Source organism: Bacillus sp. GbtcB14 (genome assembly GCF_019091205.1).
GTDB lineage: Bacteria > Bacillota > Bacilli > Bacillales > Bacillaceae_G > Bacillus_A > Bacillus_A cereus_AG.
This window is the reverse complement of the sequence record NZ_JAGXJT010000007.1, coordinates 1-26,649: the sequence shown is the minus strand read 5'-3', so window position 1 is coordinate 26,649 and position 26,649 is coordinate 1. Positions and strand designations below refer to the sequence as shown.

Sequence of the window (26,649 nt, the reverse complement as noted above, 5' to 3'; positions counted from 1 at the left end):
AAAATATATTTATATCAATGTTTACTCCTTTTTATTCCTCCAAAAGTTTTTCACATAAATGTCATAAATCGTATGGTCTAACTATATAGTTGAAAAGGAATGCGACATTAAAGTGTCGCTGAAAAACTCATCCAAGAAAAGGGAGGAAAAATCTTTTGAAAAACAAAATCATTGTTTTCCTATCAGTTTTATCATTTATCATTGGTGGTTTCTTCTTTAACACGAATACTTCAAGCGCTGAAACATCATCTACTGATTACGTTCCTAACCAATTAATCGTTAAGTTCAAGCAAAATGCATCTTTAAGTAATGTGCAATCTTTTCATAAATCTGTCGGAGCTAATGTCTTATCTAAAGATGATAAGTTAGGTTTTGAAGTCGTTCAATTTTCAAAAGGTACTGTAAAAGAAAAAATAAAGAGTTATAAAAATAATCCAGATGTAGAATATGCAGAACCGAATTATTACGTTCACGCCTTTTGGACTCCAAACGACCCATATTTTAATAATCAATACGGATTACAAAAAATTCAAGCTCCACAAGCTTGGGATAGCCAACGAAGTGATCCTGGTGTAAAAGTAGCTATTATTGATACAGGAGTTCAAGGCTCACATCCTGATTTGGCTTCAAAAGTAATTTACGGGCATGATTATGTTGATAATGACAATACATCTGATGATGGTAATGGTCATGGTACGCATTGTGCTGGAATTACTGGAGCACTTACGAATAATAGTGTCGGCATTGCTGGTGTTGCCCCACAAACTTCAATTTATGCTGTCCGCGTATTAGACAATCAAGGAAGTGGTACTCTTGATGCTGTAGCGCAAGGTATTCGAGAAGCTGCTGATTCGGGTGCAAAAGTAATTAGTTTAAGTTTAGGAGCTCCAAATGGTGGTACTGCATTACAACAAGCCGTTCAATATGCATGGAATAAAGGCTCTGTTATAGTTGCAGCTGCTGGAAATGCTGGAAATACAAAAGCTAATTACCCTGCTTATTACAGCGAAGTGATTGCAGTTGCTTCTACAGATCAAGCAGATAAGAAATCTTCATTTTCTACTTATGGTAGCTGGGTAGATGTTGCAGCACCAGGTTCAAATATATATTCCACATATAAAGGAAGCACGTATCAATCATTAAGTGGTACATCTATGGCAACACCTCATGTTGCAGGAGTCGCTGCCCTTTTAGCAAATCAAGGATATAGCAATACACAAATCCGCCAAATTATTGAGTCAACTTCTGATAAAATTAGTGGTACAGGTACGTACTGGAAAAATGGTAGAGTCAATGCATTTAAGGCTGTACAATACGCTAAGCAATTACAAGAAAATAAAGCTTCTTAAGAAAACTTTAATCAGTCGATCTACCATGAATGCGGAATAAAATAGAAGGAGAGACTTCTATAATTAAAGCCTCTCCTTCTTACAAACTATATTACTCTCCCTGCTTTTTAACCATATGTAAATACAGTACAAAATCCATCATTGTCGACGAATGACCAAGTTGACGGATCATCGCTGTTATATTTCCTCTATGATATGTACCATGATTTACGACATGTTGTACTAACTCTAAAATTGAAGTTTCTAATGCCCCTGCATATGGGTTCTCAATAACAAATACAGCATTCACATCTTGTATTGTAATTAAAAAGTCTTTATATTGATTTGCCATGTTTTCAAACATTTTTTCTAATTCATGTAACGATTTAGTTTCAATTTGTTTTCGTAAATTTTCTCGGTCTTGTATTGTTTCATTCATACTTTTACCATGCAATATGTGTAACCACACTTGATCTGTAATATAAATATGCACAAAAGTATCCTTAATGGATGGGAATACACTCTGTATCTGCTCATTAAAAATTGTCTCATAGTTTGGTAACTCTTTTAATCGATTGAATAATCTAGTATTAGCCCAAGCGTGGTAATCAAACTGTTTTAATATATAATCTTTCAATTTATATTACCTCCCTATTGTATGAAACGAATAATTTGTTTCTTCGTTTCCGATTCTCTATCAACCTTTGCAATCCCTTTTTCTTTCATTTCATGTTTATTTATCGTTTTATATTTTACATACGTATGAAATTCCGTTTGAAATGGAAATGGTGTAATCCGAATTGTTTCCTCGTCCACCCATTCAGCTTGAATAAGTTTCTCATCCTTACTATTAAACACTTCTGTTCCTTCAAAACCATCTTTAAATAAATCAATTTCATCTTTCTTTTTTACACCAGGCTTATTCATACATACGTATAAAGAAAGTTCATCACAAAACTTTAATAATCTATAATGTTTATCAAACATCGCAAACTGTTCCTTTGTTAACGTTTTCAAAATTCTTTTTTGCCGTTCTAATTCATGTTTATAAAATGACATCATCTCTTCATCTTCCTCGTTTAGTGGAAATGATAAAAAATGTTTACTGCAAAGCAATGCCCCGTATGGATTAGAATTTTCAATTTCATTCAAACCAATCGTATAAAAAACAAAACGTAATGGGCTTGGACAATCCATAAATGTATATGGAATATTTTTAGCATCATTTAAAATTGGTACTTTATCTAGCTCTATCCATCCTCTGTCATGCTCATATATTGCATCCACTGTTTCTTTTACATATGTTTTACCTTCAAAAAAGTCTTCTTTTATATGCTTTGCAATCTCTCCAGCTAAAAAACCATGATTATGTTGACGAATTAATATACTTTCCTTCTCATTTTTTTCACGAAAAATCATTCGTATACTCCCCCTCATCCTCATACTAAAGCTTTTTATACACATCGATTCTTAATTAATCCCTAAATAATAGAAGGGATTCAGTCTCTTGCAACGAAATTAACATAATTATATAGTATTCTTTCTAATCATAGTGATAGCTTTATCTTTACTATCTATTATACTAAAACATTCATTCCAAAAATTTTTTTATGAGGTGAAAACATGAACAAAACAGAATTAATTAAAAACGTAGCACAATCAGCTGATATTTCTCAAAAAGACGCTTCTGCAGCTGTACAATCCGTATTTGACACAATTGCTACTGCATTACAATCTGGTGATAAAGTTCAATTAATCGGCTTTGGAACTTTTGAAGTGCGCGAAAGATCAGCTCGTACAGGGCGTAATCCCCAAACTGGCGAAGAAATCCAAATCGCTGCTGGTAAAGTTCCAGCATTTAAAGCAGGTAAAGAGTTAAAAGAAGCTGTTAAATAAACAAGAAACCAGCCTATAAAATGGCTGGTTTTTTGTTTATTTCTTATTTAAGCAGATTTTTTATATTCTCTGCATGATACACTTCACAAATATAAAATATACATTTGCAATTACTTACAATTTGATATTTTCTAGTTGGATACACATTCGCCGTAACAGAGCATCCATCAAACAATTCAATAATATTCCCAGATGGCTGATATCCTTCGTATAATACATTTCTTCTTACTTCCATCTTTTCTATAAGTTTTTCAACTGGAATGTTTCCACTCTCTAATTCACTCTTAATTGTATCTGGTAAAAACGAAGTGTCCGCAAAAATGAGATTTTCAGATAGCACTTTTCCTTTATAACTAACATTCGATACACGATAAAGAAATGTTCCGTTTTTATCAAAGAAATTCTTTGCTTCTTTCGGGATATACTGTCTATCAAGTAACTCTTGTTCGAGGACATCAAACTGAACTGTATCATTCAAAAGCCTTTCTAAAGCATGAATAGATGATGTATCTCCAGAAAATAAAATATTTTTAATTGCCTGTACATTATAAGTGAATTCATTTGTTCTATTTTCCGCTACTAACATGGGGAACACCTCTTCTATAAAATATTTTATTAAACTTATTTATAATTTAAAAGCGCTACTGCGTCTAACTGTGTAATTTCAGTTACTTCTTTACTAAATATTGCAATTGAAGCCATATAATCTACACTTGGCCTTATATCTTCCATCATTGTATTTTCTACTAACTCCTGTCTATCCTTAAAGACCAACAAATTCGGAGGATCATTTGGAGCTGATACAGTAATATGTTCTGGTGGAATCATTAGTCCTTCACCTGTCGCTTTTAACACTGCCTCTTTTCGAGTCCAATATGTTAAAAAACCTTCTATTTTCTGTTCATTAGGTAATTTCATAACTTGCGCGATTTCAAAGTCTGTTAATACGCCCTCTGCCATTTTCATAACTTCTACATTTGGATTCATTTGTTCAACATCAACGCCTACAGGTGCAGACTTTGTAAATGCAACAACAACCCACTCACCTGAATGTGAAACAGATAACTGCGGCATTCCTTCTGGTAATTGTGGTCTGCCATGTTGTAACTTACATATTGGGCACATTCGATCAATCGGCACTTGAACAGGTGAAATAGAAAGAATTTTCCCTAGAACTAATCTACTAATTACACAACCTATTATAAAACGGGCACGATCCGCCGAATGATGATATGAATTTGCTTTCTCCCGTTCAATATCATTTAGTAAATTGTAATGCCATGATTGCAAATCTGAAATTCTTGCCCACCATATTTGACAATCATTCTCATTCAAAGTTGGTATAGAATCTACAACTTTACTTTCTATCATGTAAACTCTCCTTTATACAACGAATATCAATTGTTATTCATTGACAAGTGCTTTCTGTTGTTTTGATTCGGATAACATTTTTTCTTTCTTCTTTGACATTACCTCTTTGTCAGAAATACGTAAAGAAAATAGTAATGCTACGAGTAAAAACATTGCTGATCCAATTAATGCGGCTTGATATGGTAAGAAATCTGACTGTGCATGATTCCGTATTTCATTACTTCCAAACCCAGATAATATGCTAGCTAAAACAGCAACTCCTATCGCTGAACCTAATCGATTTTGCACATTAAATATAGTCGTTGCTCTCCCCATAGAAGGTGGCGTGATATTGTTAAATGCAGAAAATTGAACTGCTCCAACAGATTGACCTAAGAAAATACCTATACCAAACAATAATGCTCGTATTTGCCAAGGATTCGTATCGTGATTTACAAAACTTAATAAAACAAAGATAATCGCCGTACAAATTAATCCAATAGAAATTACCTTTCGAGCTCCTAAGTTCTTATATGACCATGGCACAATCTGTGACGATATCATTAACCCAATCGCCTCTGGAAATGTCGTAAGACCTGATTCCAGTGCGGACACTCCTATTACATTTTGATACATAAGTGGAAAAACAAATAACATCCCTAATAAACCAGCTGATGAAAACAATGAAATAAAACTCATCTTTCTAAAGACAGGTTCTTTTAATAAGCGTAAATCTAACATCGGTTGCTTTACTCTAAGTTCCACAATGATGAACAACGTAATGCATACAATCCCAACTATCCCAGTACTCATAATTTCTGGAGAAACCCAGCCTTTTGATGGTCCTTGACTAAGTGCATAGATTAGCATCGCAAATCCTGGTGCTGAAAGAACAAAACCGAGAGAGTCAAAGCGACCAGCTGATTTTTCAATATGTTCTTTTAAAAATAGTAGACCGAATAGTAACGCTACGATTCCAAACGGTACATTAATATAAAATGCCCAGCGCCAAGACATTTGATCAACAAAAAAACCTCCAATAATCGGCCCTACTGCCGGTGCGACAGCAATTGGCAACACAATAAACCGTGAAATTTTCGGCCTTTCCTCTGGTGAAAATGTTCGGAATAACATCGCCATCCCAACTGGTGTTAAAAGTCCGCCACCAGCACCTTGCATGATACGAAAAATATTCAATGAAGTAATATCGTTCGCTATTCCACATAATGCAGACGCAGTTGTAAATACGAAAAGAGCAGTTAGAAATACTCTTTTCGTACCGAAGCGATCTCCTAACCAACCAGAAACCGGAAGGAAAATAGCTAAGCTAACTAAATACCCAACATTAACCGTCCCCATTGCAGATGGAGGCACTTGTAATTCTTTACTTATCGTTTGTAGTGCTACATTCACAATTGTTGCATCCATCGCAGCCATAAACATCGCTGTTATATATACGATACTTACAACTACTTTTGGATTTATTTTTACCTTCATTATCGTTTTCCTACTAATATTTTTTCGCCAACTTGATTACTTTTTGGATTCAAATCTTCCCAGTTATTTTCAACATATTGTAAACAATCATTCCTACTAGCTTCTTCATATACAACATTCCAGCCAATAGGTACATCCAGAAAGACAGGCCAGAGAGAATACTGACCCTCCTCATTTTTTAATACTTTATATGTGTAATTATCATTTTCAAACGGATTCGTCATACTGTACTTACCCCTTTCTTATTTTGCAAAAATTTCGCCAGTACTTGTCCGATTTCTGTAAGCGGACCCGGCTGACATAAATCTTTATGCCTACAATCAATATCATGTTGCACAATTTGCCCGTCTAAATAATTTAGCCACGTATTTGGAGAGATAGGATCAAACCAGTCTGGTATAACAGTGGATCTAAAGAATAAAATATCTCCGTTATAAACTTTCGGTACGTATTTCCCTAACAATCCTACCGAATTTACATATGTTTCTTTCAAATTCAAAATAGTCTCTTCTTCAAGACTTGCTAATGCACTTCCATCTTTACGAAGTATTTCAACCGCACTTTCCATCGTAAGCGGTTTGCCATCCATGTTATCTGGATCATATCCACCTAGAGCAAGTAATGCGATTAACGCTTCTTCTTCAGTAGGCGCTTCTGTATTCGGTAGGAAGTGACCTGGGTAAGAATCTAGCATAACGAGTAATTCTACTTCTTCCCCTTCATTTTGTAGTTGCGCTGCCATTGCATGGACAACATTTCCTCCGAGCGACCAACCGAGTAAACGATATGGTCCGTGAGGCTGTACTTCACGAACGTGTTTTAAATAATCCGCCGCCATCTCCTCTAAACTTTTTGGAAGTTCTTCATTTTTAGCAATACCACGTGCTTGGACACCATAGATTGGATAATCTGTTCCTAAAGATTTCATAAGTCCTGCATAGCACCAACTTAATCCACCTGCTGGGTGTACACAAAATAGTGGTATTTGCTCTCCGCTTGCTCGTAATGGCAGCAACACATCAAGTGCACTTTGACCATTCCCCATCTCAAGTCTTTCAGCTAACCCTGCAACAGTCGGTGCTGCAAATAAAGTACCAATGTTTAGTTCCACTCCAAGCGCCTCTTTAATGCGGCTCATAAGCTGTACTGCAAGGAGTGAATGACCACCAAGATCAAAGAATCCGTCATCAATTCCAATTTGAGGTACACTTAGCACTTCTGTAAACAAGTCACATAACATTTCTTCTTGCGGTGTTCTTGGACCACGACTAGAAGATGATGCGATAAATTCTGGAGCTGGCAATGCCTTTCTATCTAATTTACCGTTTGGAGTTAAAGGTAACTCATTTACTACTACAAAAGCGTATGGAACCATATAATCTGGTAAACTACCACTAGTAAACTGACGCACTTCATTCGTATCAATCGCTTCATTATTTGATGCAACGATATAAGAAACTAACCGTTTATCCCCTGGTTGATCTTCCCGTACAATAACGGCTACTTGCTCAACTTTAGAGTGCTTCATTATGACTGCTTCTATTTCTCCTAATTCAATTCGGAATCCACGAATTTTTATTTGATGATCTGCACGTCCTATATAATCTAGCGTCCCATCTTTACGCCAGCGAGCTAAGTCTCCTGTACGATACATTCTTGTACCTGGCTTTCCAAATGGATCTGCGATAAAGCGTTCAGCCGTTAATCCTGCTCTTCCTAAATATCCACGCGCAAGCCCTGCACCTGCAACATACATTTCTCCAACTACTCCAGGTGGCACTGGTTGTAAATAGTTGTCTAACACATACACTTTAAGGTCAGGTATACTGCACCCAATTAAACTATTTGCTCGTAAAGAGACGATAGTTTCATCTAATTCAATATAACTAACATGTACTGTCGTCTCCGTAATACCGTACATATTAATAAGCTTTGGTGCGTTATGAGGATGTCGACTATACCAATCTTCTAAGCGACTTAGCTCAAGTGCTTCTCCTCCAAAAACAACATATCGTAAAGATAATTTTTGGCCAATCTCTTCATTTTCACGATCTGCTTGCATCAATTGATAGAACGCTGATGGAGTTTGGTTTAAAACCGTAACCTTTTCTTTAACAAGAAGCTGTAAAAATTCTTTCGGTGAGCGACTTATAGTATGTGGCACTACAACTAAACGCCCTCCGTATAATAAAGGTCCCCAAATTTCCCAAACCGAGAAATCAAAAGCGTATGAATGGAACATCGTCCAAACATCGTTTCCGTCAAACTGGAACCAATGATCAGTTGCTCCTAAAAGTCTTACTACATTTTGATGAGGTATCATAACGCCTTTCGGTCTACCCGTTGAGCCTGACGTATAAATAACGTAAGCAATATGTGATGGAGATAATGGCTTAATTCGTTCCACTTCATCAATATTTTCTTCACTATATTTCTCAACTTCTGCTATTACTTTCACATCATCAACTAAAACTTTTAGTGCCACATCACATTCAATTTCCACTTCTGAATTCGTTAAAACACATGATGGTTTCGCATCGTGTAGCATAAATGAAATGCGGTCTGCTGGGTAATCTGGATCTAACGGAAGGTATCCAGCACCAGCTTTAAGAACAGCTAATAAGCTTACAACCATGTTTAATGATCTTGGCATTGCTAATGCAACGAGTTGATCAGGACCGACTCCTTTTGCTATTAGCAATCGAGCTATTTTATTCGCTTTTTTATTCAATTCCTCATAAGTTAATTTTTCATCTTCAAAGACTACAGCAATAGAATTTGGATTTATATAAGCCTGTTTTTCAAATAATTGTGATAATGTCATTTCTGGTACAATTTGAAAACCACCATTCCACTTTTCTAACACTGTATTTTTCTCTGCTACAGTTAATATTTCTAATCTTCCAATTGATTGATTCGGATTTTCTGCTGCATCGTCTAATAACAGCATGTATCTTTCTATTAATTTTTGAATCGTTTCACGTTTATATAAATCAGTACTAAACTCTAGTAACCCGTGTAATCCATTTGGCGTACCATCAACTCCGTTACTCTCGCTAATTTCAAATGTTAGATCAAATTTCGCAGATCCGACGCTTTGGATTTCAAGGATCGATTCTATATTTGGAGCATCAAAGGTTGCTTCTGGTGTATTTTGGAAAGCTAACATAACTTGAAACAGCGGATGACTATTTCGAGTACGTACTGGGTTTAACACTTCAACAAGTCGTTCGAATGGAACATCTTGATTTTCATAAGCTGCAAGATTTACTTGCTTCACTCTATTCAATAATTCTTTAAAACTTGGATCTCCTGATGTATTTGTACGTAACACTAATGTATTTACAAATAAACCGACTATGTCAGAGAGGGCATCATCGTTTCTTCCAGCAATTGGACTTCCGATTGGTATATCAGTACCTGCACCTAATCTTGTAAATAGCGCACTAAGCCCTGCTTGCAACACCATAAACAAACTAACTCCGTTTTTCCGTGCAAGCTCTACTAACCTACTATGCATACTTGCATCTATTTGAAAATGAACTGTTTCTCCGCGGTAACTCGTTTCAATTGGACGCTGATAATCTGTAGGTAACTCCAATTGATCTGGTAAACCCTTTAGCTCTTGTTTCCAAAAATCTAATTGTGTTGAAATAAGACTCTCTCGTGTAGTTTCATCACCTAACAATTGTTGTTGCCAAAGTGCATAATCTGCGTATTGAACTGGAAGTGTCTCTAGCTGAACTCTGTTACCTTGACATCGTGCTTTATATGCCGCTGTAAAATCTCTCGTTAACGGTTGTAATGACCAGCCATCCCCTACAATATGGTGCAATAGAATTAGTAATACATGTTCGTTTTCATTCACTGTAAATAGTTGCAGACGAACTGCTGGTTCAACATCCAGGTTAAAACTATATCTTACCGCCTCTACAAGCACACTTTCTAATTCGTCTTTGCATGTTTTTGTTATTATCATTTCTAGATTTAAATTTTCCATATCTAAAATTTTCTGATAGGAACTACCTAATACGTTAGGGAAAATCGTTCTAAGCGTTTCATGTTTCTCAACTACATCATAAAAGGCACCTTGCAATGCTTCCTCGTTCAACTTTCCAGAAATACGAATAACTAATGGAATATTATAAGTAGGACTTGGACCTTCTAAACAATTTAAGAACCATAACCTACGCTGTGCAAATGAAAGTGGAACTTCATTTGGTCTACTTACTTTCTTAATAGCTGGTCTTGCAGTTTTTGCTTGATCCAATTGTTTCACAAGTTCAGCAACAGTTGGCGATTCAAATAGTTTTCCTATTCCTAATTCAACACTTAACGTTTCACGAATTCTTGACATTAGACGAGATGCAAGAAGCGAATGGCCACCCATTTCAAAGAAATTATCATCAATGCTAATGCGAGAAACACCAAGTACTTCTGCAAATAAATCACATAATATTTCTTCTTTCGGATTTCTAGCAACTCTCTCCTTGTTCATTTCATTAAAATCAGGAGCAGGTAATTTCTTTCTATCAACCTTACCATTTGGCGTTAATGGTAATTCTTCTAGCACAACAAATGCTGATGGCACCATATAATTCGCTAAACTTTCTGAAACATAAGTACGAATTTCTGAAAGGTTAATCCCTTCATACCCTTCGGCAACGATATACGCAATGATTCGTTTATCATTTGGGCGATCTTCTCGTACCATTACTACCGCTTGTTGAATATACTCATGTCGTTGTAATACCATTTCAATTTCAGCTAATTCAATTCGGAAACCACGAATTTTAATTTGATGATCTGCGCGGCTCATGTACTCTAACACACCATCGTTACGCCATTTCACCAGATCACCTGTGCGGTACATACGCTTCCCTGGTTTTCCATAAGGATCTGCAACAAACCGTTCAGCCGTTAACTCTGGTTTTCCTAAATATCCGTTCGCAAGCCCTTCCCCCGCAATATATAATTCCCCAATTACTCCAGGTGGAACTGGTTGTAAACCTGCATCTAATACATACACGTCTGTACTCCAAATTGGCTTTCCAATAGGAGGTATACCAATTTCATTTTCATCAATGTTCATGACAGTAGACCAAATAGTCGTTTCAGTTGGTCCATATAAGTTTGTAATAGAGCAACCTAATTCTTTTAATGTATTTGCTAAATGGGCCGGAAGCGCTTCACCACCTACGAGCACATTTAGCCCTTGTAGCCTCTCTGGATATTCAGTTACTAACGCCTGCCATAACGTAGGTGTAGCTTGCATAATTGTTACTCTTTCTTCTTGTAACATTGCCGTTAACGCAGAAGGTTCTTGAATTACCTCCTTTTGTACAATTGTTATACTTGCACCACTAATAAGAGGTAAATAAATCTCTAGAGCAGAAATATCAAACGCAAATGTTGTAACTGCTAATAAATGATCATTTTCATGTAATGAAAACATATCATCCATGGACAATAAAAAGTTACTTAAAGCTTTCATAGGAACAATTACACCTTTTGGATTTCCAGTTGAGCCTGAAGTGTAAATTGTATACGCAGGCTTTAAAAGTGATTCTTCATTTCTAAATGGTAGATTCATATGAGAATATGCTTTTAATGCTAGTTCTGTTTCTTCTCGATCTAATTCGATTTTTTTTATATCATTTTCTATAACTAAAGTTGATGTGACCGATGAATGCGTTATAATACAAACTGGCCTTGCATCATTTACTATATAATTTATTCGCTCGGCTGGATATTCTGGATCTATTGGTAAATACGCTGCACCAGCCTTTAAGACTGCTAGCATACTAACTACCATTTCTATTGATCTTGGAAATACTAAAGCTACAAACTGATTTGGCCCTATACCTTCTTCTGCTAAATAGTTCGCTAGTTCATTTGCCCTTTCATTTAGCTCTTTATACGTAAGGTCTACTCCGTTACATGTAATCGCTATTTTATTTAGATTTTTTTGTACTTGTTTTTCAAATAATATAGGTAGAGAGATTAACTCTTCAGCTTCCTTAGTTTCATTCCATTCCAATAAAACTTTATGATTTTCTTCAGGAAGAGTAATGTTTATATTTCCAATCGACGTATCTCTTTCATAATCATTTATCACTAATTCTAATACATTCATAAATCTCTCTTTATGCAATGCTAGTTCCGAATCACTATATACCTCCGGGTTCGCATCAAAATGAATCATTAACTCATTTTCATCGAAACGTTTATAAACATTTATCGATAAATCATCAACAGGTCCTGCTGATAAATTATGTGTAATACCACGATTACCAGCAAAGTTAAGCCCATAATCAAAAGGCATAACATTCACTAATGGCCCGAATAACCTTTGATTTTCACCTAGTAACTTTAAGTCTCTTCTTAATTCCTCATGACGATATTTATGATGACGACGTACGTCTCGGATTTCTTTAGAAACTTGCTGTAATAATTCCGCAAGAGTTATATTTGGAGTTACAGTGAGACGAAGTGGTACTAAATTCATTACCATACTCGGTGTATAAATAGATGCAGAACCGATACGCCCCATCATCGGTAAACCTAAAACAATATCATTTGCACCTGTTAATTTATGCATATAAATACTTGTTACAGCGACAATAAATTCTGGCCAACTTGTTAACGAAACATTAATATCTTCTAGTAATGTTTTCGTGCTAGATCTGGATAAATACGCGGTTTCTCGTAAAAATCCATTTGATGTTCTCGGCGCTCGTTCTGCCAAACTTACAACTTCTGGTTCATCAGCGAATTTCTCTAACCAAAAAGTACGATCTTCCTGAATTTGTTTAGACTCCTGATACTCAATATCTTCTTGTACAATTTTTGAAATAGAACCAAAAGACTTTTCATTCTTGTTTGTTTCCTCTATAAGTGATGTATACTCTTTCGCTACCTTTTGGCTAAGAAGTGAAAATCCATAGCCATCCATCACAATGTGATGGATGCGCTGATACCAAAAGAAACGATTATTTTCAACTTGAATAAGTGCTTCAGTAAATAATGTATCTGTTTTCAAATCGACTGGCATAGATAAATCATTTTTCATCCATACTTTAGCAGCTTCTTCAGGGTTTTCTTCTTTACGAACGTCAATAAAATGCATATAAAACTGTGATTCTTCAATAACTTGCCATGGGCCCATTTCATCCTCTTCGAAGCGAACATGAAGTGCTTCTGCTTCCATTACAACTTTACGTACAGCTAATTCAAAAATGTCTTGATGAATATTTCCGCTTATTTCAACATACTCCCCAGTATTATAAATCGGATTAAGCGGGTCTAATTGCTGTGCAAACCACATACCAGTCTGCGCAGATGATAACGAATAACGAACCTTTTGACTATTAGGCATTCTTTACTACCCCTTTATTATGTAGTCTATATTAAAGTACATGTTCTGTTTGCGGAGATAATAAGCGGTACCAATCGACAACGGTTGGGTTCTCTGCTAAATCCGCAAAAGTGATTTCTTTTCCTTCGCGACGCCACTTCTCTACTAAACTCATAATTCTGACCGAATCAAGCCCTCTATTTAATAAATCTTCATCAGTCTCAATACTTTCTACTGGTTCACGAAGTAATTGTGCAACTAGTTCATGTACTTCCTGTAAAGTAATCCCTTCACTCTTATCACCTTTTTCACTTTGTAAATCTTTTAACAGCGAACGGGCGGATGTCGTTACTGCACATCTACTAGACGCATACTCCAATGCTTGCTTATGATGCTCTAATGAAAAATCAGCAACTGCATCTGCTACAAAGAATGGCTCTATACCGTCCATAAACGCTTCACAAGCTGTTAAAAGGCAGCCAATATGCGCATAAATACCGCAAATAATAAGTTGATCTCTTCCCTGTTCATTTAAAATTTCTAGTAGATTTGTCTTTTTAAATGCACTATATCTCCATTTTGTTAAGAAGATATCATTCTCATCAGGAGTAAGTTCATTGACAATTTTCTTTTTATCTGGTCCAGCAGGAATACCATCGCCCCAGAAGTCTTGTAATAATCCTCGCTGTTCTAACGTTTGTCCACCTGGTTGTGCTGTATAAACAACTGGTATACCAAGCTCCTTACATTTTTCTCTTATCATCTTAATATTTGAAATGAGTTCTACTTTTGGTGACTCTGTATCGCTATATGCATCAAGAAAATATTCTTGCATGTCATGGATTAGAAGAACCGCACGTTTCGGATCTGGCGTCCAGTTCACTTTATTTTTTGGTAGTTCTGATTCCACTGGCATTTTATATACTGAAATAGATGGGATAGCCATCTAATCACTTCCTTCCAATTTTTATATTTTTTATCGTTTTACCGTAATAAGTTTTTCAGCAATGACTTTACGTAACTCTTTTTTGCTTACCTTTCCAACACCTGTTTGCGGGAATGATTCAATAAATTCAATTCGATCCGGAATCTTATAAGCTGCTATACCGCGTTCTCTTAAAAACTTTTTTAATTCACTTATTGTCGGAGCTTGTCCGCGAGCTATAACAAATGCACAAGTACGTTCCCCTAAATAATCGTCAGGCATTGATACAATTGCAACATCATGTACTGCATCATGTGCTAATATATGATTTTCAACCTCTTCCGCAGCAATTTTCTCACCACCACGATTAATTTGATCTTTATCCCTCCCCTCTACAATGATGTAACCTTGTTCATTTACTTTTACAAGATCTCCAGTACGATAAAATCCATCTTCAGTAAATGACCTTTCATTATGCTCTGCCGCTTTATAATAGCCACGAATTGTATATGGCCCTCGTGTTAATAAACTACCTACTTCACCAGGTTTTACATCGTTGTCATTTTCATCAACAACTCGTACTTCATCAAATGTAGACATCGGTCTACCTTGTGTATGAATAATAATTTCTTCCGGATCATCTAATCTTGTGTAATTTACTAACCCTTCTGCCATACCGAACACTTGCTGTAATGTACAACCAAATGTAGGACGTATACGTTTTGCAACCTCAGCACTAAATTTAGCACCACCTACTTGAATAACTTCTAGGCTCGATAAGTCGTTATTACGAGAAGATGCAGCATCAAGCCATATCATTGCTAATGGCGGAACAAGAGCAGTAATCGTCACTTTTTCTTTTTCGATAAGAGCAAATGCCTCATCTGGACTACCTCCAGTTGCCAACACTACTTTTCCACCTGCATAGAAAGTTCCAAATGTACCAGGCGAACTCATCGGGTAATTGTGCGCTACTGGAAGAACAGCCATATATACGCTATCCCTATTCAAATTACAAATTTCAGCGCTAACACGTAAACTATAGATATAGTCATCATGAGTTCTGGGAATTAATTTAGAAAGTCCTGTTGTCCCCCCTGATAATTGGAGAAATGCAACATCACTTGGCTGAACTTCTGGTAATGGAACGGAATCTATATACAGATCACTTATGTTCACAAACTCTTCTTCTTCTCCCACTACAATTACATGTTGTAAAGTTGATACTTTCTCTTTCACTTCTCTTGCTAGTTTTCGATAATCAAAGCCGAGAGCCTTATCTGAAATAACGTAAGCACTCGCCTCACCAAACTCACAAAAATAACTAATTTCACTACTTCGATGTGAAGGTAGTGCAAAGACAGGAAGTGCTCCAATTCGAAATAGCGCAAAACATACTTCAAAAAACTCTATAATATTAGGTAACTGAAGAACAACTCGGTCCTCTTTCTTTACTCCTAAATTCAGTAAACCTGCAGCTAAGCGATCTACTTTTTTATCAAGCTCACTATACGTTATATGCGTATTACCACTTACAACTGCAATTTCATCTCCATGCTTTTCAGCACGTTCTCTTAACAACGAACCAAATGTTTCTCCAAGCCAACATCCTTCTTCTCGATAACGATTTGCAAATTCTTCTGGCCATTCCGTGAAACCTGATAACATTCTTTCTTCCCCCTATTTTTCATTCAGCGAATTATCACTTAACCCTAGAGCCTTCAGCATTGTTTGGAACTTAGCTGATGTTTCTGCTAACTCATCTTCTGGTTTTGACTCAGCAACAACTCCCGCTCCTGCAAATAATCGAAGTGTGTTTTCTTGCACTTCAGCACAGCGAATTGTAACAATCCATTCACCATCTCCATTTAAATCGCTCCATCCTAACATTCCTGTAAAGAATTCACGGTCAAATGGCTCAATTTTTTGAATAGCTTCTCTCGCTTCTTCCATCGGCGTTCCGCAAACTGCTGGCGTAGGATGAAGAGCAATTGCTAATTCCAAAGAAGTAGTATTTGGATCCTTAAGTTCACCTTTCACTTCAGTAGACAAATGCCACATCGCTTCACTATGAATAACGGATGGTTTTTCTGGAACGTGTAATGTATGACAATACGGACGCAGTGCAGCGGCAACCGCTTCCACTACTACTGCATGTTCATGTAAATCTTTTGGAGAAGAAAGTAATTCCTCTGCTCTTCTTTTATCTTCTACCGGATTATCACTACGTGGTCTTGAACCAGCTAACGGATTAGACATAACTTGCATACCATTACGTGAAACGAGTAATTCAGGGCTTGCTCCAATTAAAGTCTTATTATTCTCGTTTTCATCTTTCGGTAAATTAACAGCAAATGTATAACCATTCTTATTATGCTCTGCTAATTCTCGAAGAAGTTTTTGCTTATTAATCTTTTCGGAAGATTTAACATCTAACGATCTGGATAGAACGATTTTCTTTAAATCTCCGTCCTGTATTTTTTCAATTCCTTGCTTCACACCATTCATATACACTTCAGGCTCTGGGACTGGTGTCATTTCAAATGCCAGTTGCTCCTTTCGTTCTATCTCATTTGTAATCTCTAACTGTAAACGTTCAGCAAATCTGCTCTGTTCTGGTACGATAAGTTGAACTTCTTTTCTACGATCAAATGGCAAAGCACCGACAACGATAGGATTCGGATGTCCAGCTTGTTTTGCATTACGTAATACTGCCTGTACAAGTTCTGGAAAACTTTCAATTTCACGATGTTTTACTGTAGTAATCTCTCCTTCTGTCAATATTGTTCGATTAGGCGAAGAAAAAAAGAATGAAGATTCAGTCTTATAATCTTCTAAAAGTTTTTCTGACAGTTCCTTTACAGCCGTAAATTCATTCATAGTATAGTAACCCCCTGATTTTTTTATTAAACGCCTAATGTAGCTCCGCCATCGACACATAAGTTGTGCATTGTAATGTGGCTTGCTTTATCTGAAGCTAAAAACAATACTGCTTCAGCAATTTCTGAAGGCTGTGCAATTTTTTGTAACGGTATACCGAGTCTATATGTACTTTGAGAACCAGCAATTATATTTTTTGCTCCATTCTCATCAGCCCATAGTAACCTTTGCATTTCAGTTTCAGTAGAACCTGGAGAAACTAAGTTACAGCGAATGTTGTATGCTGCAAGTTCCAATCCTAAACACTTCATAAACATCGTCGTTGCAGCTTTTGATGCAGCATACGCGGCCATCTCCATTCTCGGGGTATTTGCTGCATTTGAACCAACTGTAACAATTGCCCCTGACTTTCTTTGCATCATATACTTACTTACGGCTCGGGACATATAGAAAACTCCAGTAGAATTTACAGCGAATGTTTTATTCCAATCTTCATCACTTAAAGAGTGAATCGCTCCCATACGTAAAACCCCTGCAACATTTACTAATATATCTATCGGTGCTATATCATTTTCAATACCGTTTACCATATCTTCAACAGCGGCACTATCACTTACATCTAAACGAAACGTTTTTACACGTGTTTCATTTTGATTTAAGAGTACGTTTAACCCCTCTTCATTTTGATCAACCGCAATAACTGTAGCCCCTCTTTCTACAAACATGTTTGCCACAACACTGCCTATACCTTGGGCGGCCCCTGTTACTAAAACCGTTTTTCCATCAAATTCCCCTAAGTTCATTTCCTCTATCCTTTCATATGAAAATTAATCTAATCAAGCAAACAATGATAATGATTATCATTATCGATGTAAAAAATAATACACTTACTAAACTAATTGGTCAAGTGTACTTTTCATCAAATTAATATTTATTGATAATGTTTTTCATTTAACATTCTTACATCGCAATGATAATGTTTCTCAATAAACTTGTCAACCTATTTTTATTTTTCAGATAAAATATTTTAATACTTCTCAATACAATTACATTTAAAAGCATTAATACGTACTTACATTAAAAATATAATTCATACTCCTCTTTTTAAAATTGAAGAAAATAAACTGTAGATACCTTCATTTTCAAAGCCTTACAAAAAAAACGATTGTATATTTTCTCAACATTTTTCTGAAAATATCGAGAAAGCATATCTTGCAATTATCGATGCATGTTGTGTTTATAATTTAAGATTTAATACGTATTTCGAATATAATGTATCACCTTTTAATATTCCAATATAATCCAAATTAGTATTTCACTCGCTTTTTTCCCTCAAAAATCCCAAAGATTATATAACCTCGTTACTATAATTCATAAAAAAAGCACCCTATTTAATAGGATGCTTTTTTATGAATTATAGTGTGATAGAAGATTTATATACTTATGCTACACTGCGATACTCTTCTTCTTGTTCTTTTTTCTGTTTAGGTGCTTGAATTACAATTGCGATAATAAATGATACGACACATAATGCGCCAATCACCATGAATGTTGGTTTGAATCCACCTAGAAGTGCACCGATAAAGGAACCTGCAAGCGCTCCAAATCCAAATCCTTGATACACAATTCCATAGTTCTTACTATGGTTTTTCATACCGTAGAAATCACCAACAATAGCTGGGAAAATAGTGATATTTCCACCAAAGCAAAACGCTACACTTGCTACACATACGAAGTAGATACCATAATTTAAATCAACGAAACTTAAAACCAAGACTGAAGTCGCCATAACAACAAAAGTACCAGTAACGATTTTTAATCGGCCGATTTTATCTGATAACGGCCCTAGAATAATACGACCTAATGTATTGAAGATTGCAACCATAGCCACCGCATTAGCTGCTGTCGCTGCGCTAAGCCCTACAAGTTGAACACCAATGTCTTTTACCATACCAATTAAGTATAAACCACTCATACATGATGTAAATAACATAATAAATAATAAGTAAACTTGCTTTGTGCCTAACATTTCTTTCGTTGTATATTCCTTAGTTTTTGTTTCTTGAACCGCTCCTTGATCTGCAGCTTGATGAATTAAACAAGCACCAATTACAATCATAGCTGTAACAATTAAACCCCAGTATATAAACGCTTGTGATACACCAACTGATTCAATCAACTGTGCGTTAATATATTTAAAGATTAAGCTACCCGAACCATATGCAGAGACAGAAATACCAGCAATTAAACCTTTACGCTTTGGAAACCACTTTATTAAATTGGATAATGAAGTGATATATGCTGTACCATCTGCATAACCTACAACAACTCCTGCTAGTACATAAAGCAATAGTAATGAGGAAGCTTGTGAACTAAGTATTAATCCTAGTCCTAATGCTAGTCCAGCTATCATAATAAGTTTACGAAGTCCCCACTTTTCTTGCAATTTACTCGCAAATAAAGTTGAAAACGCTAAGGAAAGACTAGTAATTGAGAAAGTTATTGCAACAGCGTTAAGACTCCAACCGTATTTACTGACTAAAGGCTGATTGAATAAACTCCATGTATATATCGTCCCAAGTCCCATTTGTACGATGACTGTGCCAAGGACAACAAGCCATGGATTAACAGTTGATTTTTTCATACTTTTCCGCCTCCTCTTTCTATTTCAATGCTTTTCGCTAAGTTTTGTTTTTTCATGTTCATTTTGGTCACCTCTTTTGATTTAACACCTTCATTGTATAAGATGTTTCCGCTTATGTAAGCACTTACAAGATAGAGCGTCAAAAATATGGAATCAGTTACAGAAAACGAAGGTCGAAATACAAAAAACGAATTATTAAATACGTAAGTAGCTATTATAATGTTTAGTTTCAATGCAACTTACAACTGTTTTATCATCTTCTTTTATAAAAATCATGTCTCATTTTATACTATTTTTAGATTGTGATATTTTAATTTTTAGATGCAAATAGAAAAATTTTTTCACAATACGATGTACTTTATTTTTTATAAAACCACAAATTTTTTTTGATAAATAAAACTAAATATTCACTAATATACCTATACGTGGTTTAATATATATAATAAAAAAACATTTCTATCTTTAATGAGGAGGTACTATGAAAGCAAACGTAGGGGATACTATACTTTTTCAACGAAATAATTTAAAGATTACGGGATCTGTACTAAAACTTTATACTGAATCGGTCTTAGTTGAAATTGCAAATGTAAGCGGTGGTACTTTTGAATTTGATCGAACAATTGTAAATCATAAAAACTATAAAATTTTAAAAACGAATACATAATACAACACAAAATAGCCCCTGCTCACCAGCAGCGGCTATTTTATATGAAAATACTTCATTAGTTTATATATCCTAAAACACTTACAATCTTACTCGCTTTTAAATTATTAATATGATAATAAATTTCTAAACCTCTTCTCTCAGCTCGTAACACTTTACCTTTCATTTTTGATAAATGTTGCGAAACAGTCGATTGTGGGATATTTAGCAATTCTGTTAGTTGTGTTACATTACAAGTTTTTCTCGTACTTAATTCATTTACAATTTGTAAGCGGATTGGGTGCGCCATAATTTTTAAAATATCTACATCTTCTTCTGAAACTAAACTTTTTCTCATTTCACTCGTATATGTTGTCATAAGACATTCCCCTTTTATATGAATTCCTCTTATTTAGATCTATTTCCAAAATATTTAAAACTCCGGTGTGAAACCTTTATATAAAAATAATAGAATTTTAAATTTTTAAAAACAGAACGAAATACAATTCACTTTATTTATTTGGTACATATACATAATACAATGTTAATATGTGCTCTATGTGAAGTTCGCATAAATTTGTGATGAAGATTTATTTAGCCACTCGCATCCTACTCATCTAATTACTCACTGCATAAAATCATCAGTTATTTTAACACATTTTAGGCGTTTGTATATACTATTTATAAAACAACTTTTATAAAGGGGAATTCATATGCCTACAGCGTTACAAGAAGAAGTCGAAGAAGCACGGGAAACATATGTCAGTCGTATCATCTTAGTTGGAGGATCCGCTTTATTTTTAGTAGGCGGGGTTATCTCGGCAATTTCAGCATTTAAAACTTATAATCGATTGGAGAATACGCCGCCGTCTACAGATAACTCATAAGTAAATTATGTAATTCTGAATAACAAATAAATGCCGCCTCTATAAGGAGGCGGCATTTATTTTATCATGAGTTTTATACTAGAAAATCGCAAACAATACTTTGAGTATAAATTACAATTGAACTTACTTCACCACAAACCGCGTCTGACTACACCCATCCTTCTGCTTCGTTACTTCTAATACAGCTGGCATTGCGTTTTTCAGCTCTTGAACGTGTGAGATTACACCAATAAATCGGCCTGATTTTTGCAGGTCAATTAAGGCGTCTACCGCTTTTGTTAATGATTCTTCATCTAATGAACCGAATCCTTCATCGATGAACATTGTTTCGATGGAAATACCGCCTTCATACGCTTGAATGACGTCTGCCATTCCGAGCGCTAAGCAAAGTGATGCATTAAATTTCTCGCCGCCAGATAATGTTTTCACATCGCGTGTTTGGCCAGTGTATGCGTCATAAACATCTAATCCTAATCCACTTTGACGATTTCTCTTTTCAACTCGCTCACTTCGTTTTAAATAAAATTGTCCGTTTGATAATTTACGTAATCGTTCGTTTGCAATTTGAACAATTTGTTCTAAATATTCAATTAAGATGTAACGTTCAAATGATATACGGCTTTCGTTATCACCTTTCATTACTTCATATAAATCAACAAGTTCTTGGAACGCTTTTTCTTCCTCATGAATTTGCTCATCGATACTTCTAATATTTTCATGTAAATCAGAAATATATGTTACAGCGTTTTGCGCACGTTGACGTTTTTCTTTAATGATATCGAGATTAATTTGTAATTCTGTTATGTGTTCACCTAACGCTGTAATATCCATATACTCTTTATCTTTTAATTCAGCATGTAACTCTTCAATTTGTTTTGCAAGTACTTCAAGAGATGAATAATAACTTTGAATTTCTTTTTGTAACATCTCCATCTCAGCATCATTTAATTTTGCTTCTTTATACGTGATTTGATCTGTAAATCCGCTTTGTTCAAGTTCTTTCATAAAGCGCGCAAAAGTATCTTCTTTCTTCAATTTTGCACTTTCAAATTGATTAGAAGCACCTTCCTGTTCTGCTTGAATACGTATATTTTCATTCTGCCAATGTTGATACGCTTCCTGCACTTTCTTCCATTCATCTTCCATTAACCTAAGTTGTTGCGTCGCTTGATCAAACTGGACTTTCCAAGCTTGTATTGTTTGTAAGCTGTCAGGAATGTTTTTCTTATCATGTTCATATGACGTTCGAAGCTGTAAACACTCCATTTCTGTACGGTGCTGCGCTGTTTCTACCTCACGCTTTTGTTTCTGAAGCACATCTACTTTTTCTTCTATGCTTTTTATATTCACAGCAGTTTGCTTACGCGTTTCTTCACTTGCTTTTAACGTATTTACTTCCGTTACTAATTGTTTTCCTTTTTGAACAAGTGCATTGTATGTTTCAGCTAATTCTTCCGAGCGATAGCCTCGCTGCTTAACCTCTTCTATTACCTGTTCATATTGAAGATGATAGAAATTCCATTTCTCCTCTAATTGAACATGTAATTTTTCGGCAATATTCTTCTTGTCTCTTAAATCATTTAACTCTTTTTCATCGATCGCATCACTTTGCTCTGTAGCTTTTTCCGGATGGTTCGTACTACCACATACTGGACAAGATTCGCCATCATGTAGATGAAGAGCTAATATACCAGCTTGTTCACTTAACCAGCGGCGTTCCATATTTTCATATGCGTTCACTGCCAATTGCATCTTATTATATGCTGCTACTTTTTCTTGCTCAAATTTTTGTTTTTCTTGCCAAACATCATATGCTTGTTTTAAAGTTTTTGCATCTTCTCGCATATTCGTTAGTTCTTCTACTTTATCTACATATTGCTCAAGTGCTCGTTCTAATTGCTGTAATTCACTAGACATTAGCTGTTTTTGATTTGTATGCTCCTCTAATTGTCGGTCTAAGTTTTGCATACTTTCCTTTAATTTTCCTAGTTGAATTTCTGCATGTTGTAAATTCAACTGTTTCTCAGCTAATGATGCAATAATCGGTTGTAACTCTTCTAATCTTTGAACAAGTTTTTTTGCATCTTCTCGCTCAGGTTCTTTATTCTTTACTGCTTCATATTTCACCTGAGCAAGTTCAAAACTATTCATTACATTTTCTTTTTTGGCGATAATTTGTTTTAACAAACTCTCAGCTTTCTGCTCATTTTGCATCGCTTCTTCGTGCCATTGTTCAAATGGTAATAAGCGCTTCGCCTGTTCCGCACGTTTAAAAGATGCTTCTTTCATTTCAATAACTGTACGATTTTCTTGTAAAGTATTATATTTCTCATTCTTTTGTTGTAAATCTGTAAACTTCTCATTTACAGATTTCGCTGCGTGAAAACGTGTTTCAGCATCCTTTAATTGCTTCGTTTGAACATCTTGTTCTACTTGTAGTTGCTCAACCTCTGCCTTATACGCAGCTGTTTCTTGTTCTAATGCTTCTACTACTTGATGCGTATTTACATGTTCTTGTTCTACTAATGTCTCTAATAATGCTCCATCGCGAATTGGCAATTTAAAAACATTACGGAAGTATAGCTCTCGCTCTTTCTGCTTTTCTTGCAGAACGTCTTTCCATTGTTTTCGTTTTTGATCAAGTAACTCACGCATTAACTTATAACGATCCGTTTTAAAAATACGACGCAAAATTTCTTCTTTATTTTCTGTCTCAGATGTTAATAGTTTTCGGAATTCCCCTTGCGGTAACATAACAATTTGGCTAAATTGATGTTTACTTAAACCAATTAAATCCTCCACTTTTTTATTTACATCCGTTACATGGAAACGATCAACAGCTGGGACCTTCTCTTCATCAATCACTTCATATAGTTCTACTGCATGTCCCGTAATCGTCTTGTTCCCTTGTTTTTTATGCCCAAGTTGTCGTTTTATTTCATAACGCTTCCCTTTTAGCTGAAAGGTTAGTTCTACACTTGTATACATATTATCATCAGCAAATTGACTGCGAAGCATGCTCGTATCACTACGTTCTTCTCCGCTTGCCTCACCATATAACACATAACAAATCGCATCAAAAATCGTTGTCTTTCCTGCTCCTGTATTCCCAGAAATGGCAAAGATACGATGCTCTCCCAGATCGTCAAAATCAATTACTTCTTTCTGTTTATATGGGCCAAATGCCGTCATAATAAGCTGAATCGGTCTCATCCTCGTTCACCTTCCCGTTCTTGCACTGTTTGTAGTACTTCTACAAATAGACGTTCTTTCTCTTCTGATAAATCTAAGCCTTTCATTTCTTTATAAAAAGCCTTTAATAAAGATAAATCATCCGTTTTATGTCTTGAAACAGTTACTTCATTTGACTCTGTGAACTCTCGTCTCTGAATAGATCTTTCAACATGCATTGCATTTGGATATACAGATCGTATTTTTTCCATTGGCTGCAAGACAGGATTTTCATCTAATAATTTTACAAACACGTAATCTTCACTTATTGGATGTTGTAATAATTCATCTATTTTCGCTTCTACTGTTCTCATTTTACGACGTGGTGAAAGTAACCTTTTTTCAATTGTTGCTTCACCTTTCTCGTCCAGTTCCACAATATAATATCCTTTTTTATGTTTTTCTTCAGAAATAGAATATGCAAGTGGCGAACCCGAATATCGAACTGTCTCATTACGTACGAAATGCGCTTGATGTAAATGTCCAAGCGCTGTGTAATGAAACTTATCAAAATAATGACTATTTACGTATTCAGCACCACCAATTGAAAGTGGTCGTTCTGCATCACTTGTATTTTCTTCTGCTTCTCCCGCAGAAGTTACAAATGCATGACCAACAAATACATGTCTCGCTTCTTTCTCCATTGTTTCAGAAAGCTCATTCATAAAAATACGCATCGCATCATCATGAGAACGTACATCTTCGTTTTTCAATACATGTCTAACTATGCTTGGATCCGCATATGGGACGAGATGGAAGTGAACCTCGCCATATTCATCATTTAATATAATTGGCTCATACGGAAATTGAAATTGCCCCACAATAAATAATCCTTGTTTCTTCATTAAACTACTTCCAAAATGAATACGATCTGGACTATCATGGTTTCCTGCAACTGCAATAACTGGTGTTTGTAAATCAATCACTATTTTTTGCAGCACATCATTTAATAAGTCTACTGCTTCCGTAGGTGGAATTGCTCGGTCATATAAATCCCCTGCAATAATTACGGCATCTGGTTTTTCTTCTTCAACAGCTTGTACAAACTGATCTAATACAATCTTTTGATCTTCAGTCATATACACGCCATGAACAAGCTTTCCTAAATGCCAATCCGCTGTATGAAATAACTTCATAATTTCCTGCTCCTTTTAATTTACTGATTTTAGTGATACGAGTTGATAGTTTATTGTTGTTTTTCCGTTTTCCCACTCTAACTTTTGTATCATTGCACTACCAATTCTTTCTTCATTTGATTTATATAAAGGCAATATTTCTTGCAGTGTAAATAAGTGATAACCATCCAATTTTAATTGAAATATATTTTCTTCTATATGTAATCTTACTTCTTTTTCATTTGAAATAATTTTTGTGTGCATCTCAAATTTCATGCCAGATACAACCCCTTTTTCTAATCTCTATATTATTAATAGTATATTGGCTATGCAAGATTGACAAGTAAATACACGGCAAAGTACATACTTTTCTATTGCTATATGTTTTTTATTTTTTATACATAATTCGGTATGTGAAATTTTATTTATTTCAAAAATAAAAATGTCTCATGTGACATCTTTATTTTTGTATAAAGTCTTTCATTACATAATATAAAACAGTAATTAAAACGATCGCTACAAAAAATGAAAATACAGCGACAATGTACCCATCCTTATTTAATAAAATACAAAAAGAAATAGATATGATAAAAATCGGAAATACGAGACGTACTTTATCCTTCACTTCCTCTGTCGTATCTGTATGATGAAAAAACTGCGTTATCCCTATTATTAAAGAAGACAAAATAATCACCGACAACAGTAAAGGTCCTGGCATTCCGATTTCTCCTTTCTCTATTTCTAATGAAAAGCAATTTTTCTTTCAGCATAATCATTTCAAATACCCTTTTTGAAGTGATTATATACAATTTATACCTATAGTTGCGATAGGTAAGACTTTGAAGTTATCTCCATCTTTTCCCCCGCTTAGCACTGTACGTGCGACTTTCATCGCA

At 35.3% G+C, this 26,649-nt stretch carries 21 protein-coding genes; 4 read left to right on the top strand and 17 right to left on the bottom strand.

Annotation, left to right across the window (positions count from 1 at the left end; genetic code table 11):
- Positions 1-155: 155 nt before the first annotated feature.
- The gene (locus tag KVT31_RS20370; RefSeq protein ID WP_088096382.1) at positions 156-1,349 is read left to right on the top strand and encodes a S8 family peptidase; all 1,194 of its coding nucleotides are present in this window, start codon (positions 156-158) and stop codon (positions 1,347-1,349) included.
- A gap of 91 nt (positions 1,350-1,440) precedes the next feature.
- Here KVT31_RS20370 and KVT31_RS20365 read toward each other — a convergent pair whose 3' ends face one another.
- Positions 1,441-1,965 carry a DinB family protein gene (locus tag KVT31_RS20365; RefSeq protein WP_088096381.1) on the bottom strand — a complete coding sequence of 175 codons (525 nt, stop codon included), beginning with the start codon at positions 1,963-1,965 and terminating at the stop codon, positions 1,441-1,443.
- Positions 1,966-1,979: 14 nt separating this feature from the next.
- Positions 1,980-2,747: a DUF3891 family protein gene (locus KVT31_RS20360; RefSeq protein WP_088096380.1), complete on the bottom strand. Its 768-nt coding sequence runs from the start codon at positions 2,745-2,747 to the stop codon at positions 1,980-1,982.
- Between the two features lie 204 nt (positions 2,748-2,951).
- Between KVT31_RS20360 and KVT31_RS20355 the strand changes: the two genes are divergently transcribed.
- Positions 2,952-3,224 (top strand): HU family DNA-binding protein, encoded by a 273-nt coding sequence (locus KVT31_RS20355; protein WP_001043907.1) that lies wholly within the window; start codon positions 2,952-2,954, stop codon positions 3,222-3,224.
- 43 nt (positions 3,225-3,267) lie between these two features.
- Here the strand turns inward: KVT31_RS20355 and KVT31_RS20350 are convergent, their stop codons facing one another.
- The 10 genes from KVT31_RS20350 to KVT31_RS20305 form a co-directional block, all read right to left on the bottom strand.
- Entirely contained in the window at positions 3,268-3,810 is a 543-nt protein-coding gene (locus tag KVT31_RS20350) for a cold-shock protein (protein ID WP_088096379.1), read from the bottom strand.
- A gap of 35 nt (positions 3,811-3,845) precedes the next feature.
- Positions 3,846-4,595 (bottom strand): 4'-phosphopantetheinyl transferase Sfp, encoded by a 750-nt coding sequence (gene sfp, locus KVT31_RS20345; RefSeq protein WP_088096378.1) that lies wholly within the window; start codon positions 4,593-4,595, stop codon positions 3,846-3,848.
- 33 nt (positions 4,596-4,628) lie between these two features.
- Positions 4,629-6,071 (bottom strand): MDR family MFS transporter, encoded by a 1,443-nt coding sequence (locus KVT31_RS20340; protein WP_088096377.1) that lies wholly within the window; start codon positions 6,069-6,071, stop codon positions 4,629-4,631.
- A complete protein-coding gene (locus KVT31_RS20335; protein ID WP_088096376.1) occupies positions 6,071-6,295 on the bottom strand; it encodes an MbtH family protein in 225 nt (74 codons plus the stop codon). The genes KVT31_RS20340 and KVT31_RS20335 overlap by 1 nt, the downstream gene beginning before the upstream one ends.
- The gene (locus KVT31_RS20330) at positions 6,292-13,449 is read right to left on the bottom strand and encodes an amino acid adenylation domain-containing protein (protein ID WP_088096375.1); all 7,158 of its coding nucleotides are present in this window, start codon (positions 13,447-13,449) and stop codon (positions 6,292-6,294) included. Before KVT31_RS20330 ends, KVT31_RS20335 begins: the two co-directional genes overlap by 4 nt.
- Before the next feature lie 31 nt (positions 13,450-13,480).
- Positions 13,481-14,374 carry an isochorismatase family protein gene (locus tag KVT31_RS20325; RefSeq protein ID WP_088096374.1) on the bottom strand — a complete coding sequence of 298 codons (894 nt, stop codon included), beginning with the start codon at positions 14,372-14,374 and terminating at the stop codon, positions 13,481-13,483.
- Between the two features lie 30 nt (positions 14,375-14,404).
- A complete protein-coding gene (locus KVT31_RS20320; RefSeq protein WP_088096373.1) occupies positions 14,405-16,021 on the bottom strand; it encodes a (2,3-dihydroxybenzoyl)adenylate synthase in 1,617 nt (538 codons plus the stop codon).
- 12 nt (positions 16,022-16,033) lie between these two features.
- Positions 16,034-17,233 carry an isochorismate synthase DhbC gene (dhbC, locus tag KVT31_RS20315; RefSeq protein ID WP_088096372.1) on the bottom strand — a complete coding sequence of 400 codons (1,200 nt, stop codon included), beginning with the start codon at positions 17,231-17,233 and terminating at the stop codon, positions 16,034-16,036.
- 26 nt (positions 17,234-17,259) lie between these two features.
- Positions 17,260-18,036: a 2,3-dihydro-2,3-dihydroxybenzoate dehydrogenase gene (dhbA, locus tag KVT31_RS20310; protein ID WP_088096371.1), complete on the bottom strand. Its 777-nt coding sequence runs from the start codon at positions 18,034-18,036 to the stop codon at positions 17,260-17,262.
- Between the two features lie 638 nt (positions 18,037-18,674).
- The gene (locus KVT31_RS20305; protein WP_088096370.1) at positions 18,675-19,877 is read right to left on the bottom strand and encodes an L-lactate MFS transporter; all 1,203 of its coding nucleotides are present in this window, start codon (positions 19,875-19,877) and stop codon (positions 18,675-18,677) included.
- Positions 19,878-20,355: 478 nt separating this feature from the next.
- Between KVT31_RS20305 and KVT31_RS20300 the strand changes: the two genes are divergently transcribed.
- Entirely contained in the window at positions 20,356-20,541 is a 186-nt protein-coding gene (locus KVT31_RS20300) for a YkvS family protein (RefSeq protein ID WP_088096369.1), read from the top strand.
- Between the two features lie 58 nt (positions 20,542-20,599).
- Here KVT31_RS20300 and KVT31_RS20295 read toward each other — a convergent pair whose 3' ends face one another.
- Positions 20,600-20,899 carry an ArsR/SmtB family transcription factor gene (locus KVT31_RS20295; RefSeq protein ID WP_000214798.1) on the bottom strand — a complete coding sequence of 100 codons (300 nt, stop codon included), beginning with the start codon at positions 20,897-20,899 and terminating at the stop codon, positions 20,600-20,602.
- A gap of 334 nt (positions 20,900-21,233) precedes the next feature.
- Between KVT31_RS20295 and KVT31_RS20290 the strand changes: the two genes are divergently transcribed.
- A complete protein-coding gene (locus KVT31_RS20290; protein ID WP_001141667.1) occupies positions 21,234-21,407 on the top strand; it encodes a hypothetical protein in 174 nt (57 codons plus the stop codon).
- A gap of 123 nt (positions 21,408-21,530) precedes the next feature.
- On the opposite strand, the gene KVT31_RS20285 is transcribed toward KVT31_RS20290, so the two are convergent.
- The 4 genes from KVT31_RS20285 to KVT31_RS20270 form a co-directional block, all read right to left on the bottom strand.
- Complete coding sequence (locus tag KVT31_RS20285; RefSeq protein ID WP_088096368.1) at positions 21,531-24,620, bottom strand: AAA family ATPase; 3,090 nt, start codon at positions 24,618-24,620, stop codon at positions 21,531-21,533.
- Positions 24,617-25,774, bottom strand: a complete 1,158-nt coding sequence (locus tag KVT31_RS20280; RefSeq protein ID WP_088096367.1) for an exonuclease SbcCD subunit D — start codon at positions 25,772-25,774, stop codon at positions 24,617-24,619. Before KVT31_RS20280 ends, KVT31_RS20285 begins: the two co-directional genes overlap by 4 nt.
- A 15-nt stretch (positions 25,775-25,789) precedes the next feature.
- Complete coding sequence (locus KVT31_RS20275) at positions 25,790-26,029, bottom strand: DUF2584 family protein (protein WP_088096366.1); 240 nt, start codon at positions 26,027-26,029, stop codon at positions 25,790-25,792.
- A 184-nt stretch (positions 26,030-26,213) separates the two neighbouring features.
- Complete coding sequence (locus tag KVT31_RS20270; protein WP_088096365.1) at positions 26,214-26,471, bottom strand: hypothetical protein; 258 nt, start codon at positions 26,469-26,471, stop codon at positions 26,214-26,216.
- Between the last annotated feature and the right edge of the window lie 178 nt (positions 26,472-26,649).

Bases quoted from the DNA above. Each gene is read 5' to 3' on its own strand.
- KVT31_RS20360 (WP_088096380.1), bottom strand. From the start codon at position 2,747: ATGATTTTTCGTGAAAAAAATGAGAAGGAAAGTATATTAATTCGTCAA.
- KVT31_RS20355 (WP_001043907.1), top strand. From the start codon at position 2,952: ATGAACAAAACAGAATTAATTAAAAACGTAGCACAATCAGCTGATATT.
- KVT31_RS20350 (WP_088096379.1), bottom strand. From the start codon at position 3,810: ATGTTAGTAGCGGAAAATAGAACAAATGAATTCACTTATAATGTACAG.
- sfp (WP_088096378.1), bottom strand. From the start codon at position 4,595: ATGATAGAAAGTAAAGTTGTAGATTCTATACCAACTTTGAATGAGAAT.
- KVT31_RS20340 (WP_088096377.1), bottom strand. From the start codon at position 6,071: ATGAAGGTAAAAATAAATCCAAAAGTAGTTGTAAGTATCGTATATATA.
- KVT31_RS20335 (WP_088096376.1), bottom strand. From the start codon at position 6,295: ATGACGAATCCGTTTGAAAATGATAATTACACATATAAAGTATTAAAA.
- KVT31_RS20330 (WP_088096375.1), bottom strand. From the start codon at position 13,449: ATGCCTAATAGTCAAAAGGTTCGTTATTCGTTATCATCTGCGCAGACT.
- KVT31_RS20325 (WP_088096374.1), bottom strand. From the start codon at position 14,374: ATGGCTATCCCATCTATTTCAGTATATAAAATGCCAGTGGAATCAGAA.
- KVT31_RS20320 (WP_088096373.1), bottom strand. From the start codon at position 16,021: ATGTTATCAGGTTTCACGGAATGGCCAGAAGAATTTGCAAATCGTTAT.
- dhbC (WP_088096372.1), bottom strand. From the start codon at position 17,233: ATGAATGAATTTACGGCTGTAAAGGAACTGTCAGAAAAACTTTTAGAA.
- dhbA (WP_088096371.1), bottom strand. From the start codon at position 18,036: ATGAACTTAGGGGAATTTGATGGAAAAACGGTTTTAGTAACAGGGGCC.
- KVT31_RS20305 (WP_088096370.1), bottom strand. From the start codon at position 19,877: ATGAAAAAATCAACTGTTAATCCATGGCTTGTTGTCCTTGGCACAGTC.
- KVT31_RS20300 (WP_088096369.1), top strand. From the start codon at position 20,356: ATGAAAGCAAACGTAGGGGATACTATACTTTTTCAACGAAATAATTTA.
- KVT31_RS20295 (WP_000214798.1), bottom strand. From the start codon at position 20,899: ATGACAACATATACGAGTGAAATGAGAAAAAGTTTAGTTTCAGAAGAA.
- KVT31_RS20290 (WP_001141667.1), top strand. From the start codon at position 21,234: ATGCCTACAGCGTTACAAGAAGAAGTCGAAGAAGCACGGGAAACATAT.
- KVT31_RS20285 (WP_088096368.1), bottom strand. From the start codon at position 24,620: ATGAGACCGATTCAGCTTATTATGACGGCATTTGGCCCATATAAACAG.
- KVT31_RS20280 (WP_088096367.1), bottom strand. From the start codon at position 25,774: ATGAAGTTATTTCATACAGCGGATTGGCATTTAGGAAAGCTTGTTCAT.
- KVT31_RS20275 (WP_088096366.1), bottom strand. From the start codon at position 26,029: ATGAAATTTGAGATGCACACAAAAATTATTTCAAATGAAAAAGAAGTA.
- KVT31_RS20270 (WP_088096365.1), bottom strand. From the start codon at position 26,471: ATGCCAGGACCTTTACTGTTGTCGGTGATTATTTTGTCTTCTTTAATA.